This is a genomic window from [Bacillus] caldolyticus (assembly GCF_003595605.1).
In the GTDB taxonomy this organism is placed as follows: Bacteria; Bacillota; Bacilli; order Bacillales; family Anoxybacillaceae; genus Geobacillus; species Geobacillus thermoleovorans.
On record NZ_CP025074.1, the window covers coordinates 2143268 to 2158684 of the forward strand.

Genomic DNA, 15417 nt, shown 5'->3' on the forward strand with positions numbered 1-15417 from the left:
AATAAGCTCTGCCATTCTACTTCTTTATTTCATTTCAGCCTTCATCATCTTCGAAATGAATCCCTTCGCCTGTCGAATTGATGACCAATACGTCCGAACACGAACGATGGGAGAATAGGAAAATTTGCAAAGTGTGGTGTCAAGATGGAATTAACGTTAGCAGCACTAGAAAACATGAAATTGAAGGAGCTGTATGAGCTCGCCAGGCAATACAAAATTTCATACTACAGCAAGTTGACGAAAAAGGAGCTTATTTTTGCGATTTTGAAAGCGCGTGCCGAACAAGACGGCCTCTTTTTCATGGAAGGCATCCTCGAAATCATTCCGTCGGAAGGATTCGGCTTTTTGCGCCCGATCAACTATTCCCCGAGCTCGGAAGACATTTACATTTCCGCTTCCCAAATCCGCCGTTTTGATTTGCGCAACGGGGATAAAGTATCCGGCAAAGTGCGGCCGCCGAAAGAAAATGAACGCTACTTCGGCTTGCTTCATGTCGAAGCGGTCAACGGCGAAGACCCGGAAGTCGCCAAGGAGCGCGTTCACTTTCCAGCGTTGACGCCGCTTTACCCGAATCGGCAAATGAAGCTGGAGACAACGCCGGACAAGCTGTCGACCCGCATCATCGACTTGATCGCTCCCGTCGGCTTTGGCCAGCGCGGGTTGATCGTCGCGCCGCCGAAAGCTGGCAAGACGATGCTGCTGAAGGAAATTGCCAACAGCATCACCACAAACCACCCGGATGTCGAGTTGATCGTCTTGCTCATTGACGAACGGCCGGAAGAAGTGACCGACATCGAGCGGTCGGTGCAAGGCGATGTCGTCAGCTCGACGTTTGATGAGGTGCCGGAAAACCATATTAAAGTGGCCGAGCTTGTCTTAGAACGGGCGATGCGATTAGTTGAGCATAAGCGTGACGTCGTCATTTTAATGGACAGCATCACCCGCCTCGCCCGGGCGTACAACTTGGTCATTCCGCCGAGCGGACGCACGCTCTCAGGAGGGATCGACCCAGCGGCGTTTCATCGCCCGAAGCGGTTTTTCGGCGCGGCGCGCAACATCGAAGAAGGCGGCAGCTTGACGATTTTGGCGACCGCCCTCATTGACACCGGGTCGCGCATGGATGACGTCATTTACGAGGAATTTAAAGGCACCGGCAACATGGAGCTCCATCTTGACCGCTCGCTCGCCGAGCGCCGCATTTTTCCGGCGATTGACATTCGCCGCTCGGGAACGCGCAAAGAGGAGCTGCTCATCCCGAAAGAACATTTGGAAAAGCTGTGGGCGATCCGCAAAACGATGGCCGATTCGCCCGACTTTATCGAGCGGTTTTTGAACAAATTGCGCCGGACGAAGTCAAACGAAGAGTTTTTCGCCTTGCTCGATCAGGAGTGGAAACAGGGCGGCCCGCCCCGTCTGTAGGCAGTTGGCGGAATTTGCCGCGAATCGCCCGTTGCAAACTGACAGAAAAGCTGTTATAATCTTAACATGTGTGTTTTGGCTATCGCCTTTTGGTTTGTGCGATCCGTGATTTGCACCGGCTGGGTTCGCTTCGGTGGAGTCCCAGCTGTTCCATGCGCTGCGCCTTGCCAAACGGGCGGGCGCGCATAAGCATGAAGCGTTCCATGCTACGAATCACTCTGTTTCGATAAGATACAGGGCGGAAGGAGATGAAAACGATGAAACAAGGCATCCATCCAGAGTACAAAAAAGTCATCGTCCGTTGCGCATGCGGCAACGAATTCGAAAGCGGTTCGGTCAAAGACGAGCTGCGCGTGGAGATTTGCTCGGAATGCCATCCGTTCTTCACGGGCAAACAAAAATTTGTTACGGCAGCGGGCCGCGTGGATAAATTCAATAAAAAATACGGCCTTAAGTAACAAGGACGTGACGAAAGCAGGCAAGCGAAACTTGCCTGCTTTTTCGTGAGAGCAGATGGAAGGCCGGTTGCTTACAAGGCTGATCCCGCTGATCGTCGCGATGGCAGACGGCAAGGAGCGGCCGATGGTTTGAGGACAGTGTTGTGTGAAAGGAGAGGCCCCAATGTACGTGATGACGCAGTCCGGCTGGCTTGAGGTCATTTGTGGATGCATGTTTTCCGGCAAATCAGAAGAATTGATTCGCCGCGTCCGCCGCGCTCAGTTTGCCAAGCAGGAAGTGAAAGTGTTCAAACCGACGATCGACAATCGTTATAGCGAAGACGCAGTCGTGTCGCACAACGGCAATTCGGTGATCGCCATTCCGGTCGCGACGCCGGCAGAGATGTTCCGCTACATTTCCGCCGCCACCGACGTCGTCGCCATCGATGAAGTACAGTTTTTTTCCGATGACATCATCGATGTGGTGCAAACGCTCGCTGATTGCGGCTACCGCGTCATCGCCGCTGGGCTTGACCAAGATTTTCGCGGCGAACCGTTTGGCCCCGTGCCGGCGCTGATGGCGATCGCGGAGTCGGTGACGAAGCTGCAGGCGGTTTGCACGGTATGCGGTTCCCCGGCCAGCCGGACGCAGCGGCTCATTAACGGTGCGCCCGCCTCTTATGACGATCCGGTGATTCTCGTCGGCGCCAGCGAGGCGTACGAGCCTCGCTGCCGCCATCACCATGAAGTGCCTGGCAAACCGAAAAAGCGATACAACCGCCCGCTTGCTGGACATACGGGTGAGTGATGGTGAGGCGGTCACGGATGTTGTTTGGCCGCTTTCATCGGCCAAGTGGCGAAGCGCAGCCATCGTTGATGGAAACGGTGCATATTCGTATGTTTCGCCGACCGAGAAGGGCGGAAGCGGCGCCATCATTCTCGCCCGTCTCGTGCGTCCATTCGCTATGGGAGGAAAAAGCGTTTGGCATGCGGCTCGTTCATCATTGATCGTTCGCTTGACTAGGCTGCCCCTTTTGTTCGTTCGCCGCAAAATAGACGAATGATGGCAGAAAGATTTATGGCTTGCCGTGTATCATTGACGGGCGATCATGGACATCCTAACAGCTAAGGAGGCGAAAAAGGATGAGACGCATCTGGCTGTTAGGAATGATCTTCCTGCTTTCGGCCTGTTCGCTCGCTCCGGATCATCCGTCCTACCGCCAGCAAAGCGAAGACAAAAACGGCACGCGGCTGATGACGGACGGACGGCCGAAAATCGATGCCGACCGCGACTTGTACAACAACTTTGACGATCCGGAAAAAACGCGGCAAAATCCGAACTTCATCAGTTTGACCGAAGGAAGCGAAAATCAGCGCGCCGATACGCGCAAAGCAATGCAGCTGATCGAGCGGCACACCGACTATCGCCCCGTTTCCGTTTGGTTTCACGGCGGCAATATGTATGTGACCGTTGATGCACCGGAAGAGCTGTCTGACGAGGAGCGGCAGCGCGAGGCGCAACGCATTGACAAGTTGCTGACAAAAGCGATCCCCACATACGAGATCATCGTGCGCGTCAACTGAGAGCTCCCGCTTGCCAAAAGCGGGGGTTTTTGTTTGGCTTCATTTCATGCTATAATCTAAAAATAGACTGTGTGGGAAAAACAGAGGTGAATGATGTGTTTGATCGGTTGGAAGCTGTGGAGCAACGGTATGAAAAGCTCAATGAACTGTTGATGGACCCCGACGTCATCAACGATCCGAAAAAGCTGCGCGATTATTCGAAAGAGCAAGCGGATTTGGAAGAAACGGTGCAAACGTACCGCGAATACAAATCGGTTCGCGAGCAGCTGGCCGAAGCGAAAGCGATGCTCGAAGAAAAGCTGGAGCCGGAGCTGCGCGAGATGGTGAAAGAGGAAATCGGCGAACTGGAAGAACGGGAAGAGGCGCTCGTTGAAAAGCTGAAAGTGTTGCTTTTGCCGAAAGATCCGAACGATGAGAAAAACGTCATTATGGAAATCCGCGCGGCCGCCGGCGGCGAAGAGGCGGCGCTGTTTGCCGGCGACTTGTACCGGATGTATACGCGCTATGCGGAATCGCAAGGGTGGAAGACGGAAGTGATCGAAGCGAGCCCGACCGGCCTCGGCGGCTATAAAGAAATCATTTTTATGATCAACGGCAAAGGGGCGTATTCAAAGCTGAAGTTTGAAAACGGCGCGCACCGCGTCCAGCGCGTCCCGGAAACGGAGTCAGGCGGGCGCATCCATACGTCGACGGCGACGGTCGCCTGCCTGCCGGAGATGGAAGAAATCGAAGTCGAAATCAATGAAAAAGACATTCGCGTCGACACGTTCGCCTCAAGCGGACCGGGTGGGCAAAGCGTCAACACGACAATGTCGGCCGTGCGCCTCACCCATATTCCGACCGGCATTGTCGTCACGTGCCAAGACGAAAAATCGCAAATCAAAAACAAAGAAAAAGCGATGAAAGTATTGCGCGCCCGCATTTATGACAAGTACCAGCAAGAAGCGCGCGCCGAATATGACCAAACGCGCAAGCAGGCAGTCGGCACCGGCGACCGTTCCGAGCGCATCCGGACGTACAACTTCCCGCAAAACCGCGTCACGGACCACCGCATCGGATTGACGATCCAAAAGCTCGATCAAGTGCTCGATGGGCATTTGGATGAAATCATCGAGGCGCTCATTTTGGACGATCAGGCGAAAAAATTGGAGCAAGCGAACGATGCGTCGTAACGTACATGAAGTCCTCGCCTGGGCTTCTTCTTTTTTGCGCGCCCACGGAAAAGAGGAGCGGGCGGCGGAGTGGCTATTGTGCCACCATTTGCGCACCGATCGGGCCGGGCTGTTCGCCCGTTGGCGCGAGCCGGTCGACGAAGCGGTATATGAACGATTTGCGGCCGATGTGCGCCGCCATGCGGTGGACCATGTGCCGATTCAATATTTGATCGGCTATGAATCGTTTTACGGCCGGTTGTTTCTTGTCAATCGCCATGTGTTAATCCCGCGCCCGGAAACGGAAGAACTGGTGCTTGGCGTCCTAAAGCGGGTGCCGCGTCTATTTGCTGGTCGGAAGCGGATCGATGTCGTTGACGTCGGCACTGGCAGCGGGGCGATCGCCGTGACATTGGCGCTGGAGAACAAAGCGTTGTCGGTGACCGCAACCGATATTTCCGAAGCGGCGCTCGCGGTCGCCCGTGAAAACGCCCGGCGGCTCGGGGCGAACGTTTCATTTTTGTGCGGCGATTTGCTGCAGCCGATCATGGCCATGGGGTGGACGGTCGATGTCGTCGTTTCCAATCCGCCGTACATTCCAGAGACGGACGCCGCTATGCTTTCCCCGGTCGTCAAAAACTATGAGCCGCACACGGCGCTCTTTGGCGGCCGCGATGGGCTCGATTTTTACCGCCGCTTCGCCCGCGAGCTGCCGCTTGTGCTCGGCGCGCCGGCGCTTGCCGCTTTTGAAGTCGGCGCCGGGCAAGGGGAAGCAGTGGCGGCGCTCTTGGCCGCAGCGTTTCCAGAAGCCGCAGTGGAAGTCGATTTTGACCTCAACGGCAAAGACCGAATGGTGTACATGACGAGGCCGAAAAACGGGAAAACGTGTTAGATTGATAGGTTTAAAAACGAGCGGCGCCGTCCACAATGAAAGGTGAAAGGACGGTGCCGATGATGACCATCAAAGGAAATGCCATTGCCATATGTTTATATATCATTCTATTAACGACAGGCGTACTCGTCGAGCTGTACGGCCACAAGACGGACGCCGGGGCGAACGCGGCGGTCGCCATCCCTGATGAGGCAATCCGCCTGCGCATTTTAGCCAACAGCGACGCCGATGAAGACCAACAATTGAAGCGAAAAGTGCGTGATGCGGTCAATGCGCAAATCAACGGCTGGGTGGCCGAACTCACTTCGTTTGAGGAAGCAAAGCGCGTCATCCGCTCTCACCTGCCGGACATCGAGCGGACGGTCGCCCGCGTGTTGCGCGATGAACAAAGCAATCAAACGTACAAAGTGGAGTTTGGCCCGGTTCATTTTCCGACGAAAGTGTACGGCAACTACGTATATCCGGCTGGCATCTATGATGCCGTGCTGATCACACTTGGGGAAGGAAAAGGAGCAAACTGGTGGTGCGTTCTGTTCCCGCCGCTTTGTTTTCTCGATTTTTCCAACAGCGATGCCGTCATGATGGAGGCGAACCGATCGCCTGCAGGAACGAATGAACCGGTGTCGGCTGAGAGCGTCCGGTCAATGGAAGCCGGGTCGAAGCAAAACAGCGAGTCGGCCGAAGCGGAAGCTGAGGCGATGCGAAGCGGCGAGCAGGCCATCGAGCGGGACGAACCGAAAGAGGAGAGGGGTGCGATGGCGGAAACCGAAGATCGCGCCGCTTCGTCCATCCATGCGGATGGCGAGAAAGACAAAGGGCACACTGATGATCAAGACTCGTCCTTCGTCGTCATGGCCGAGCCGGAACAGCCGGTGGAAGTAAAATTTTTCTTCAAAGAGTGGCTCAGCCATCTCATTCCATAAGCATCTATCCACAAAGTTATCCACAAAAATAACAAGTTTATTCACAATTTGTGTATAACTGTGGAAAGGCATCGGGCGGCGATCTGACGCTTGTAAAAAAAGCCGCCATTTTCAAGGCGAATCACGGCGATGGAGAAGGTGAAACGATTGAAAACGCGTGTTTGGGTTGTGGATAATATTGTTGATAAACAGCAAGTTTATCCACAAATACGAGAGGCGGTTGAATGGCTGCGGGCCGGGGAAGTCATCGCATTCCCGACGGAAACGGTGTACGGGTTGGGGGCCGATGCGGCCAATACAGCCGCGGTGGAAAAAATTTTCGCCGCCAAAGGGCGGCCGAGCGACAATCCGCTCATCGTTCATGTCGCCAGCATGGCCCAAGCGGAGGCGGTAGCCGCCTCGATCCCGCCGATGGCGAAAACGTTGATGGAGCGGTTTTGGCCGGGGCCGCTCACGTTAGTATTGCCAAAACGGGCCAAAGCGGTGTCTGAACGGGTGACGGCTGGGCTGCCGACGGTGGCGGTGCGCATGCCGGATCACCCGCTGGCGCTGGCGTTGATCGAGGCGAGCGGCTTGGCGTTGGCCGCCCCGAGCGCGAATCGGTCAGGAAGGCCGAGTCCGACGACGGCGGCGCACGTGCTTGCCGATTTAGACGGGCGGATCGCCGGGGTGATCGACGGCGGGCCGACCGGCGTGGGCGTTGAATCGACGGTGCTCGATTGCAGTGGGGGCGTGCCGACGATTTTGCGCCCGGGAGGGGTGACGAAAGAGGCGCTTATTGAAGCGATCGGCCGCGTTGAAGAGGCCGCTGCTGTGAACGACGAGGCGGCGCCGAAAGCGCCGGGGATGAAATATACGCATTATGCGCCGAAAGCGCCGCTTTGGATCGTCGCCGGCCCGCCCGCGTTTTTGCAGCGGCTTGTCGATGAAAGCCGGGCGGAAGGGAAAACGGTCGGCGTGTTGACGACCGAGGAGAACCGGGATCAGTATGCGGCCGATGTCGTGCTGCCGTGCGGAACGCGCCAGGCGCTTGAGACGGTCGCGAGCCGGCTGTACGACACGCTGCGCCGATTTGATGAAACGAACGTCGATCTCATTTACAGCGAGGCGTTTCCGGAAGAAGGAATCGGCGCGGCGATCATGAACCGGCTCCGCAAAGCAGCCGGCGGACGCGCCATCAGCGAACAGCGGAAATGAAAGGACGTCCGTCTGTATAGATGCAGTGAACAAGTTTCACATATCCTGGTCGAAAAAGCAGCTTGTCTATTTTTTGACGGTCGGAGGCAAGCCGCAGGCTTCTTCGTCGCGCCTTGGCGTGACGGAAGACCGAACGGAAACGCGCTTCACAGATCCATGTATGGGTTTGGAAGCGGCGTTGTTCGGTCGTGCGACAGTCGAGAAAACGGCTCTGCAAACGGTAAGGTTCAAATTGCAACTAGAGGATTTGGGGGATGCCGTTTCCAAGCGCTAAACCGGTCTGTTGTGGACCGGTTTTTTCTTTTCCGTCCGCCCGTCAATCAGGCGGCGCCCATTGGCTACCCGCTCTGCTTCTAAACTGCCCTGGACGTGCATATGTTTAGCAATAAGGCCGGTCCGGGAGGGAAGAAACATGGGCGCATTCATCGGCGAAATCATCGCGCTGTCAATGATGGCGCTGGCGCTGGGCATGGACGCGTTTTCAGTCGCTTTAGGAATGGGGCTGTTGCGCCTCCGGCTGCGGCAAATGTTTTATATCGGGTTGACGATCGGCTTGTTTCATATTCTCATGCCGCTTGCTGGCATGGCGGTCGGCCGCCTGCTGTCGCGCGAGTTCGGAAGTGTCGCGACATACGCGGGCGGGGCGCTGCTGTTATGGCTTGGCGGGCAAATGATCATCGCCTCGTTCCGGAGGGACGATGGCTCACCGCTGTTTCCTCGTGGGGTGGGGTTGCTTTTTTTTGCGTTCAGCGTCAGCCTAGACAGCTTTTCCGTCGGGCTGAGCCTCGGCATTTTCGGAGCGCGGACGATGGTGACGATTTTGCTGTTTGGTCTGTTCAGCATGGTGCTGACATGGGTTGGGCTTTTTGTCGGCCGCCATTTTCAGCAATGGCTCGGTTCTTACAGCGAAGCGCTCGGCGGCAGCATTTTGCTGGCGTTCGGGCTCAAGCTGCTTTTTCTATAAACGGCGGCAGGCGGTTTTCCTTCAGTGGAAAAAAGCGGACTGCCTGCTTTTTTTGCGGCTCTTCACCAAAAGTTGTACTTGATTTTTTCTGAACATACCCTATTTACGCTTGTGAGGGAAAATCAGCACTTTTTGCCTATCCTTACGCAGGAAACCGCATTGCTTGTCAAGTACATGTTGTGGTGAAGAGCCTTTTTTTGCTCTTTTCCCTATGGTATATTGATGGTAAGTCATTGATGTGAAGAGGTGGTTGTATGCCATACCGCATTTTGTTCGTCTGCACGGGCAATACGTGCCGAAGCCCGATGGCCGCTGCATTGTTGGAGAATAAGCAGCTGCCAGGCGTCGAGGTGAAATCGGCCGGCGTGTTTGCGGCGGAAGGGAGCGAGGCGTCGGTTCACGCCAAGACGGTGTTGAAGGAAAAAGGAATCGAAGCGGCCCACCGCTCCTCGCAGCTGAAAAAAGAGCATATCGACTGGGCGACGCACGTGCTGGCGATGACATCCGGCCATAAAGAAATGATCGTCGAGCGTTTCCCAGAAGCGAAGGACAAAACGTTTACGTTGAAGCAGTTCGTCTCGGGAACAGACGGCGACATCGCCGATCCGTTCGGCGGGCCGATTGAAGTGTACCGGGCGGCGCGCGATGAGCTGGAGACGCTCATTGACCGCTTGGCGGAAAAGTTGCAAACAGAACAATGAGGTTGAGAAGTGAGGGGGAACACAAATGGGGGGGACAAGTCATCGGTTCGGTTTGCGCCTGAAGCTCGTCGTCTTTACGACAGCGTTGGCGCTGATCACGTATTCAACGAGCGCCTTTTTCTTGTACGTTTTGTATGATCAGTGGTTCGCCTCATGGAACAAAAGCGTGTTCACGATGATCGTGTTGCTCCTTGGCATCTTTTGGTCCGGAGTGCTTGCCTATTTGGCCGCTGGCTGGATTACAAGGCCGCTGCAACGGCTCGAGGAAGCGGCGGCAAAGGCGACGGAAGGGCATATCGATGAGGATGTTCCGCTGCCCTCTTCCCATGACGAAATTCGCTCGCTGGCTGTCGCGTTCAACCGGATGCTCGGCCATTTGCGCGCAGTCGTCGCCAATGTGGAAGAGAGCGCAGCGCGCACGACTGAAAAGACGGCGGAAATGAGGCAGGCGTCCGAAACAGCGTCAAACCGTGCACGCGATATTGCAGCGACCATTGACGACATTTCCAAAGGGGCGGCGTCTTCGGCCGAGGCGATTCAAGAGGCGGCTGCGGCGGCCGAGGATGTGCTCGCCATCGCAGTACAAGTAAAAGAAACAGCCGAGCGTGCGGAACAGTCGGTATATGGGATGGCCGAAACGCTGAAGGCAAGCCGCGATATCACCGATTCGCTCATTAGCGGCATCGATCAGCTGGCTGACGATCAAGAACTGTCGCGGGCGGCTGTCAAGCAGCTCGAAGCACACGCCAATCAAATCGGCAACATTACGTTGTTTGTCGCGGACATCGCTGAACAGACGAACTTGCTTGCGCTCAATGCTTCCATTGAGGCAGCCCGCGCCGGCGAGCACGGCCGGGGGTTTGCCGTCGTCGCTGAGGAAGTGCGCAAGCTGGCTGATGAGAGCGCCAAGGCGGTCAAGAAAATCGCGGAACTGGTCGGCAACATTCAAAATGAAGTCGCCCGTGTGGTGGCGCAAATGGACAAGCAGGTGGCCGCCGCAAACGCTGAGGCGGCCAAAGGGGAGCGCACGAATGAGGCCATTGCGGCCATGGCGGCCTCAGCTGATGAAGTGATCCGCGCCGTCCATGACATCGCTGAGTTGGCGAAGCGTCAAATGGGGCATATGAAGCGGGCCGCGGCGCAGACGCAAGAAGTGGCGGCGATTGCTGAGCAGACGTCCGCCGGCGCGCTCGAAGTTGCGGCGGCGACCGAGGAGCAGGCCGCATCGATCAACGATGTGCATAAACTGGCTGGCGAGTTGGTTGAACAGGCCGAACAATTGCAGGCGGCTGTCGCCCGGTTCCGCACCCGTTGATGCACATGCAAATATGATTCATCGAAAGGAGGAAGGGCGATTCCTCCCTGGCTTTCGCTATCACTGCGAAGCCTAGGGCTCCCCGCCCGAACGTGATGAAAGTCGCTATTGCTTCTGACCATGGTGGAATTCGCATTCGTGAGGAAATTAAAGCACTGTTGGATGAAATGGGAATCGAGTACACCGATTTTGGCTGCGATTGTGAAACATCGGTCGATTACCCGGATTACGCGCTTCCCGTCGCTGAAAAAGTGGCGCGCGGCGAATTTGATCGCGGCATTTTGATCTGCGGCACCGGCATCGGCATGACGATCGCCGCCAACAAAGTGAAAGGGGTGCGCTGCGCCCTTTGCCACGACGTCTACAGCGCCAAGCTGACGCGCATGCATAACGACAGCAACATTCTCGCGATGGGGGAGCGCGTCATCGGCCCCGGCCTGGCGCGCGAAATCGCCAAGGCATGGCTTGAGACCGAATTTGAAGGCGGACGCCATGCGCGGCGAATCGGCAAAATCGCCGAGTATGAAAATAAGCATTTGTAGGCGGAACCAGGGCCGCATCGGAGCGGATGCGGCCTGTGGGCCATAAGCGGGAGACGCCGTGCAGCCCCATGCCGGCCGTGGGCGTCTTGCTTCATGAGAATGGCGGCAGCAAGGGAGTGTATAGAGATGCAACGAAATCGTTTAACATATTCTTGACGGAAAAGTGGCTCATCCATTTTTGACTGTCGAAGGCAAGCCATAGGCTTGCCTCTGTCACGCTAAGGCGTGACGAAAGACCGAACAACGACTCGCTTCACAGACCCATTCATGGGTCTTTAAGCGGTGTTGTTCGGTCACTCGACAGTCGGATGAAATGATCGGTAAAAACGAAGAATGTAAAAGCTTTCAATTGCATTTATATAATTTTGCTGTTTTGGTAAGACAGCTGAACCGTGGGACGCACGGGGATGGCTTGGTGAACAGCCTGCCGCAGGGCGGGTGTTCCCAAGAATCTCCCACCTCTAAGCGTGAGCGTAGGTGGGAGAGCGTTCAAAAAGTCAGGCGTGTTGATTAATCAATAAAAACCTGTTGAGAAGGCTCTGTTCCCAGCTTTTCTGCTGTAGTCGGCAAGCGTTTCGTTCTCTTCACTTGAGAACTGTCGATTCAGGGGAAACGGTTGTTTTTTCATCAGCCTTCTAGGAAAACTCCATATTCGTGAGTATCGCAGGCATCCCCGGAGCCGGACCCGGTTTTGACGAATCACCGTCGAAAGTGTCAGTGTTCGTCAACGGCAGCGTGGATAAAAACGAACGAAGGAGGGGAAGAGGACATGGACGCACGATTGACCGAATGGCGGCAGCAATGGCAAGCCATCTTGCATGAGTTTCGCAAACAGGCTCCGCTTGGCCGCGGCGATGTCGTTGTGATCGGCTGCAGTACGAGCGAGGTGCTTGGCGAGCGGATCGGCACGGCTGGATCGATGGACGTTGCCGCCATGCTGTTTGCCGAGCTTGACGCGTGGCGGCGCGAAACCGGCATTGCGCTCGCGTTTCAATGTTGTGAACATTTAAATCGGGCGCTTGTTGTCGAACGGGAAACCGCCAAAACTCACGGGCTGGAGATCGTTTCGGTCGTTCCGGTGCCGAAAGCGGGTGGGGCGATGGCCGCCTACGCCTATCGAAAGTTCGCTGACCCGGTCGTTGTCGAGGCGATTCGCGCCGATGCCGGCATTGACATCGGCCATACGCTCATCGGTATGCATTTGAAGCCGGTTGCCGTTCCCGTGCGCGTTTCGGTGAAGCACATTGGATCGGCGTGCGTGACGCTGGCGAAAACGCGGCCGAAGCTGATCGGCGGCGCCCGAGCGGTCTACTCGTTGGAAAATCCGAATGATTCCTGTTCTTTCTAGCGGTTTCATTCATTTTTTCTTTGAATTTGCCTAGCTGAAGCTGATAAAATAAAAACGAATATTCACTGATTTCGCATAAGGGGGAGCTATTGATGAATTACTTGCCACAACAAGATCCGCAAGTGTTCGCCGCTATTGAGCAAGAGCGGAAGCGGCAACATGCGAAAATTGAACTGATCGCCTCGGAAAACTTTGTCAGCCGCGCGGTCATGGAAGCGCAAGGGTCGGTGCTGACGAACAAATATGCGGAAGGCTATCCGGGACGCCGCTACTACGGCGGTTGTGAATATGTCGACATCGTCGAAGATTTGGCGCGCGAGCGGGCAAAGCAATTGTTCGGAGCGGAACATGCGAATGTCCAGCCGCACTCGGGGGCGCAGGCGAACATGGCCGTTTATTTCACCGTTCTTGAGCACGGCGACACGGTGCTTGGCATGAACTTGTCGCACGGCGGCCATTTGACGCACGGCAGCCCGGTCAATTTCAGCGGCATTCAGTACAATTTTGTCGAATACGGCGTTGATCCGGAAACGCATGTCATTGACTATGACGACGTGCGCGAAAAAGCGCGCCTTCACCGGCCGAAGTTGATCGTCGCCGGCGCGAGCGCCTATCCGCGCATCATCGACTTCGCCAAGTTCCGCGAGATTGCCGATGAAGTCGGCGCCTATTTAATGGTTGACATGGCCCATATTGCCGGTCTTGTTGCGGCAGGTGTTCATCCGAATCCAGTGCCGTACGCCCATTTCGTTACGACGACGACGCACAAAACGCTGCGCGGTCCGCGCGGCGGGATGATTTTATGCCAGGAGCAGTTCGCCAAACAGATCGACAAAGCCATTTTCCCTGGCATTCAAGGCGGCCCGCTCATGCATGTCATTGCCGCCAAAGCCGTCGCGCTCGGCGAAGCGTTGCAAGACGACTTTAAAGTCTACGCGAAGCGCGTCGTGGAGAATGCCAAACGGCTCGCAGCCGCCTTGCAAAACGAAGGATTCACTCTCATTTCCGGCGGCACGGACAACCATTTGCTGCTTGTCGATTTGCGCCCGCAGCAGCTGACCGGGAAAACGGCGGAGAAAGTGCTCGATGAGGTCGGGATTACGGTCAACAAAAACACGATTCCGTACGATCCGGAAAGCCCGTTTGTCACAAGCGGCATCCGCATCGGCACGGCCGCGGTCACGACGCGCGGCTTCGGATTGGAAGAGATGGACGAAATCGCCGCCATCATCGGCCTTGTGCTGAAAAACGTCGGCAGCGAACAAGCGCTTGAGGAAGCGCGCCAACGCGTGGCCGCTTTGACGGAAAAGTTTCCGCTCTATCAAGACTAAGCGCCGCCGCTTCGTCCGAAACCGTACGGTGCACCGCCTCCGGATTTGGCGGTGCGCCTTTTTCCGTTCGTTCGGCAGTTGAATAGGCGCTCGTTTTCCAGTAGAATGTATAGAAGTGCAGCGCATACATACGGAAGAGGAGAGTTGACCCATGGGAAAAGTGTACGTCTTTGATCATCCGCTCATCCAGCATAAATTGACCTACATTCGCGACAAGAATACGGGCACGAAAGAATTTCGCGAGCTTGTCGACGAAGTGGCGACGTTGATGGCGTTTGAAATTACACGCGATCTGCCGCTTGAGGAAGTCGAGATCGAAACCCCCGTCAGTAAAGCCAGAGCGAAAGTGATCGCCGGCAAAAAACTGGGCGTCATTCCGATTTTGCGCGCCGGCATCGGCATGGTTGACGGCATCCTGAAGCTCATCCCGGCGGCGAAAGTCGGCCATATCGGCTTGTACCGCGATCCCCAAACATTAAAGCCGGTCGAATATTACGTCAAGCTGCCGAGCGATGTCGAAGAGCGCGATTTTATCATCGTCGACCCGATGCTCGCAACCGGCGGATCAGCGGTGGCGGCGATCGATGCGCTGAAAAAGCGGGGAGCGAAAAGCATTAAATTTATGTGCCTGATCGCGGCGCCGGAAGGAGTCAAAGCGGTGGAAACGGCCCACCCGGATGTGGACATTTACATCGCTGCCCTTGATGAGCGGTTGAACGACCACGGCTATATTGTCCCTGGTCTCGGCGACGCCGGCGACCGGCTGTTTGGCACAAAATAACAGTTGCAAGGCGCTCCGCGCCGCGCGGGGTTCGCATTCCATCGAGCGGCGGAGAGGGTGCCTTGCCCATGCGTCAGTTAAGCGCTTGCATCGAATAGGCCGCGGCAGAAAGATGGCGCTGAGAAACCGCTCCGTTTGCAAAGCCAAGTATATATATTATAGATGCAACGAAGAAGTTTAACATATCCTTGACGGAAAAGCGGTTTGCCCCTTTTCGACTGTCGGAGGAAAGCCACAGGCTTCTCCGTCACGCCTTGGCGTGACGGAGGACCGAACAACCGCCTGCTTCACAGACCCATATATGGGTCTGGAAGCGGCGTTGTTCGGTCGCCCGACAGTCGATCAAATACTCGGTAAAAACTGCAAATGGTAAAGCTTCAAATTGCATCTATATAGAATCATGAAAAGGAAAATAGGCTAAAAATAAAATATATCATTATACATCATCATTGTGAGAAGAAAATGAGAAATTGTCACAAATTATTAATATTTGCCCTATGTGAATGAGGTTTTACGTGGAAACACATTGACATTGACCAGGCCGTATTGTATCCTTTACAAGGGGTAGATTGAGAAGGTTTTCATTATGTTAAAGGGTGTGTTGGCATGTCCCCAAAACAGCGCCACCCGTTTCAAGCCATGGCGTTGATGTCCGCCATCGTCTCCCAACTTGTCGGTTCGATTTTGGTCGGCGTTTTCGGCGGGAGATGGATCGATGATCGATTTGGCACCGAGCCGATCTTTTTGATCGTCGGCCTTTTGCTCGGACTGGCGGCCGGCGTGTATGCCATGTTGCGCTTGATCCGCCAATATTTCTCTGAGGAGCAATAAA

General features: G+C 55.5%; 17 protein-coding genes. All 17 read left to right on the top strand.

All coding sequences use genetic code 11. From position 1 onward, the window contains the following. Positions 1–144: 144 nt before the first annotated feature. Positions 145–1419, top strand: coding sequence for a transcription termination factor Rho (rho, locus tag CWI35_RS11145; protein WP_119877731.1), 1275 nt, complete (start codon positions 145–147; stop codon positions 1417–1419). A 257-nt stretch (positions 1420–1676) separates the two neighbouring features. Then, on the top strand, positions 1677–1877 hold the full coding sequence (rpmE, locus tag CWI35_RS11150) for a 50S ribosomal protein L31 (protein WP_011232848.1): 201 nt from the start codon (positions 1677–1679) through the stop codon (positions 1875–1877). Positions 1878–2040: 163 nt separating this feature from the next. Continuing rightward, positions 2041–2664: a thymidine kinase gene (locus tag CWI35_RS11155; protein ID WP_074042862.1), complete on the top strand. Its 624-nt coding sequence runs from the start codon at positions 2041–2043 to the stop codon at positions 2662–2664. 17 nt (positions 2665–2681) lie between these two features. Then, complete coding sequence (locus CWI35_RS11160; protein WP_014196961.1) at positions 2682–2864, top strand: hypothetical protein; 183 nt, start codon at positions 2682–2684, stop codon at positions 2862–2864. Between the two features lie 135 nt (positions 2865–2999). Beyond that, the gene (locus CWI35_RS11165; protein WP_119877732.1) at positions 3000–3440 is read left to right on the top strand and encodes a hypothetical protein; all 441 of its coding nucleotides are present in this window, start codon (positions 3000–3002) and stop codon (positions 3438–3440) included. 95 nt (positions 3441–3535) lie between these two features. After that, positions 3536–4612 (top strand): peptide chain release factor 1, encoded by a 1077-nt coding sequence (prfA, locus tag CWI35_RS11170; protein WP_011232845.1) that lies wholly within the window; start codon positions 3536–3538, stop codon positions 4610–4612. After that, the gene (gene prmC / locus CWI35_RS11175) at positions 4602–5483 is read left to right on the top strand and encodes a peptide chain release factor N(5)-glutamine methyltransferase (protein ID WP_025039040.1); all 882 of its coding nucleotides are present in this window, start codon (positions 4602–4604) and stop codon (positions 5481–5483) included. The genes prfA and prmC overlap by 11 nt, the downstream gene beginning before the upstream one ends. 59 nt (positions 5484–5542) lie before the next feature. After that, positions 5543–6406 (top strand): stage II sporulation protein R, encoded by an 864-nt coding sequence (spoIIR, locus tag CWI35_RS11180; protein WP_033024491.1) that lies wholly within the window; start codon positions 5543–5545, stop codon positions 6404–6406. Positions 6407–6535: 129 nt separating this feature from the next. Beyond that, entirely contained in the window at positions 6536–7603 is a 1068-nt protein-coding gene (locus tag CWI35_RS11185; protein ID WP_096226049.1) for an L-threonylcarbamoyladenylate synthase, read from the top strand. Between the two features lie 412 nt (positions 7604–8015). Beyond that, on the top strand, positions 8016–8567 hold the full coding sequence (locus CWI35_RS11195; RefSeq protein WP_011232841.1) for a manganese efflux pump MntP: 552 nt from the start codon (positions 8016–8018) through the stop codon (positions 8565–8567). A 254-nt stretch (positions 8568–8821) separates the two neighbouring features. Then, on the top strand, positions 8822–9268 hold the full coding sequence (locus CWI35_RS11200; RefSeq protein ID WP_011232840.1) for a low molecular weight protein arginine phosphatase: 447 nt from the start codon (positions 8822–8824) through the stop codon (positions 9266–9268). 25 nt (positions 9269–9293) lie between these two features. After that, complete coding sequence (locus CWI35_RS11205) at positions 9294–10583, top strand: methyl-accepting chemotaxis protein (RefSeq protein ID WP_119877734.1); 1290 nt, start codon at positions 9294–9296, stop codon at positions 10581–10583. Positions 10584–10678: 95 nt separating this feature from the next. Beyond that, positions 10679–11125, top strand: a complete 447-nt coding sequence (rpiB, locus tag CWI35_RS11210; protein WP_011232838.1) for a ribose 5-phosphate isomerase B — start codon at positions 10679–10681, stop codon at positions 11123–11125. A 769-nt stretch (positions 11126–11894) separates the two neighbouring features. Beyond that, complete coding sequence (locus CWI35_RS11215; RefSeq protein ID WP_013524809.1) at positions 11895–12473, top strand: TIGR01440 family protein; 579 nt, start codon at positions 11895–11897, stop codon at positions 12471–12473. Between the two features lie 92 nt (positions 12474–12565). Next, positions 12566–13804, top strand: coding sequence for a serine hydroxymethyltransferase (glyA, locus tag CWI35_RS11220; protein ID WP_119877735.1), 1239 nt, complete (start codon positions 12566–12568; stop codon positions 13802–13804). A 151-nt stretch (positions 13805–13955) separates the two neighbouring features. Continuing rightward, positions 13956–14585: a uracil phosphoribosyltransferase gene (gene upp / locus CWI35_RS11225; protein WP_011232835.1), complete on the top strand. Its 630-nt coding sequence runs from the start codon at positions 13956–13958 to the stop codon at positions 14583–14585. Positions 14586–15191: 606 nt separating this feature from the next. Then, positions 15192–15416 carry an AtpZ/AtpI family protein gene (locus tag CWI35_RS11235; protein WP_119877736.1) on the top strand — a complete coding sequence of 75 codons (225 nt, stop codon included), beginning with the start codon at positions 15192–15194 and terminating at the stop codon, positions 15414–15416. Position 15417 lies beyond the last annotated feature (1 nt).

Excerpts from the sequence above, each read along its gene's own strand:
- rho (WP_119877731.1), top strand. The coding sequence starts at position 145 with ATGGAATTAACGTTAGCAGCACTAGAAAACATGAAATTGAAGGAGCTG.
- rpmE (WP_011232848.1), top strand. The coding sequence starts at position 1,677 with ATGAAACAAGGCATCCATCCAGAGTACAAAAAAGTCATCGTCCGTTGC.
- CWI35_RS11155 (WP_074042862.1), top strand. The coding sequence starts at position 2,041 with ATGTACGTGATGACGCAGTCCGGCTGGCTTGAGGTCATTTGTGGATGC.
- CWI35_RS11160 (WP_014196961.1), top strand. The coding sequence starts at position 2,682 with ATGTTGTTTGGCCGCTTTCATCGGCCAAGTGGCGAAGCGCAGCCATCG.
- CWI35_RS11165 (WP_119877732.1), top strand. The coding sequence starts at position 3,000 with ATGAGACGCATCTGGCTGTTAGGAATGATCTTCCTGCTTTCGGCCTGT.
- prmC (WP_025039040.1), top strand. The coding sequence starts at position 4,602 with ATGCGTCGTAACGTACATGAAGTCCTCGCCTGGGCTTCTTCTTTTTTG.
- spoIIR (WP_033024491.1), top strand. The coding sequence starts at position 5,543 with ATGATGACCATCAAAGGAAATGCCATTGCCATATGTTTATATATCATT.
- CWI35_RS11185 (WP_096226049.1), top strand. The coding sequence starts at position 6,536 with ATGGAGAAGGTGAAACGATTGAAAACGCGTGTTTGGGTTGTGGATAAT.
- CWI35_RS11195 (WP_011232841.1), top strand. The coding sequence starts at position 8,016 with ATGGGCGCATTCATCGGCGAAATCATCGCGCTGTCAATGATGGCGCTG.
- CWI35_RS11200 (WP_011232840.1), top strand. The coding sequence starts at position 8,822 with ATGCCATACCGCATTTTGTTCGTCTGCACGGGCAATACGTGCCGAAGC.
- CWI35_RS11205 (WP_119877734.1), top strand. The coding sequence starts at position 9,294 with ATGGGGGGGACAAGTCATCGGTTCGGTTTGCGCCTGAAGCTCGTCGTC.
- rpiB (WP_011232838.1), top strand. The coding sequence starts at position 10,679 with ATGAAAGTCGCTATTGCTTCTGACCATGGTGGAATTCGCATTCGTGAG.
- CWI35_RS11215 (WP_013524809.1), top strand. The coding sequence starts at position 11,895 with ATGGACGCACGATTGACCGAATGGCGGCAGCAATGGCAAGCCATCTTG.
- glyA (WP_119877735.1), top strand. The coding sequence starts at position 12,566 with ATGAATTACTTGCCACAACAAGATCCGCAAGTGTTCGCCGCTATTGAG.
- upp (WP_011232835.1), top strand. The coding sequence starts at position 13,956 with ATGGGAAAAGTGTACGTCTTTGATCATCCGCTCATCCAGCATAAATTG.
- CWI35_RS11235 (WP_119877736.1), top strand. The coding sequence starts at position 15,192 with ATGTCCCCAAAACAGCGCCACCCGTTTCAAGCCATGGCGTTGATGTCC.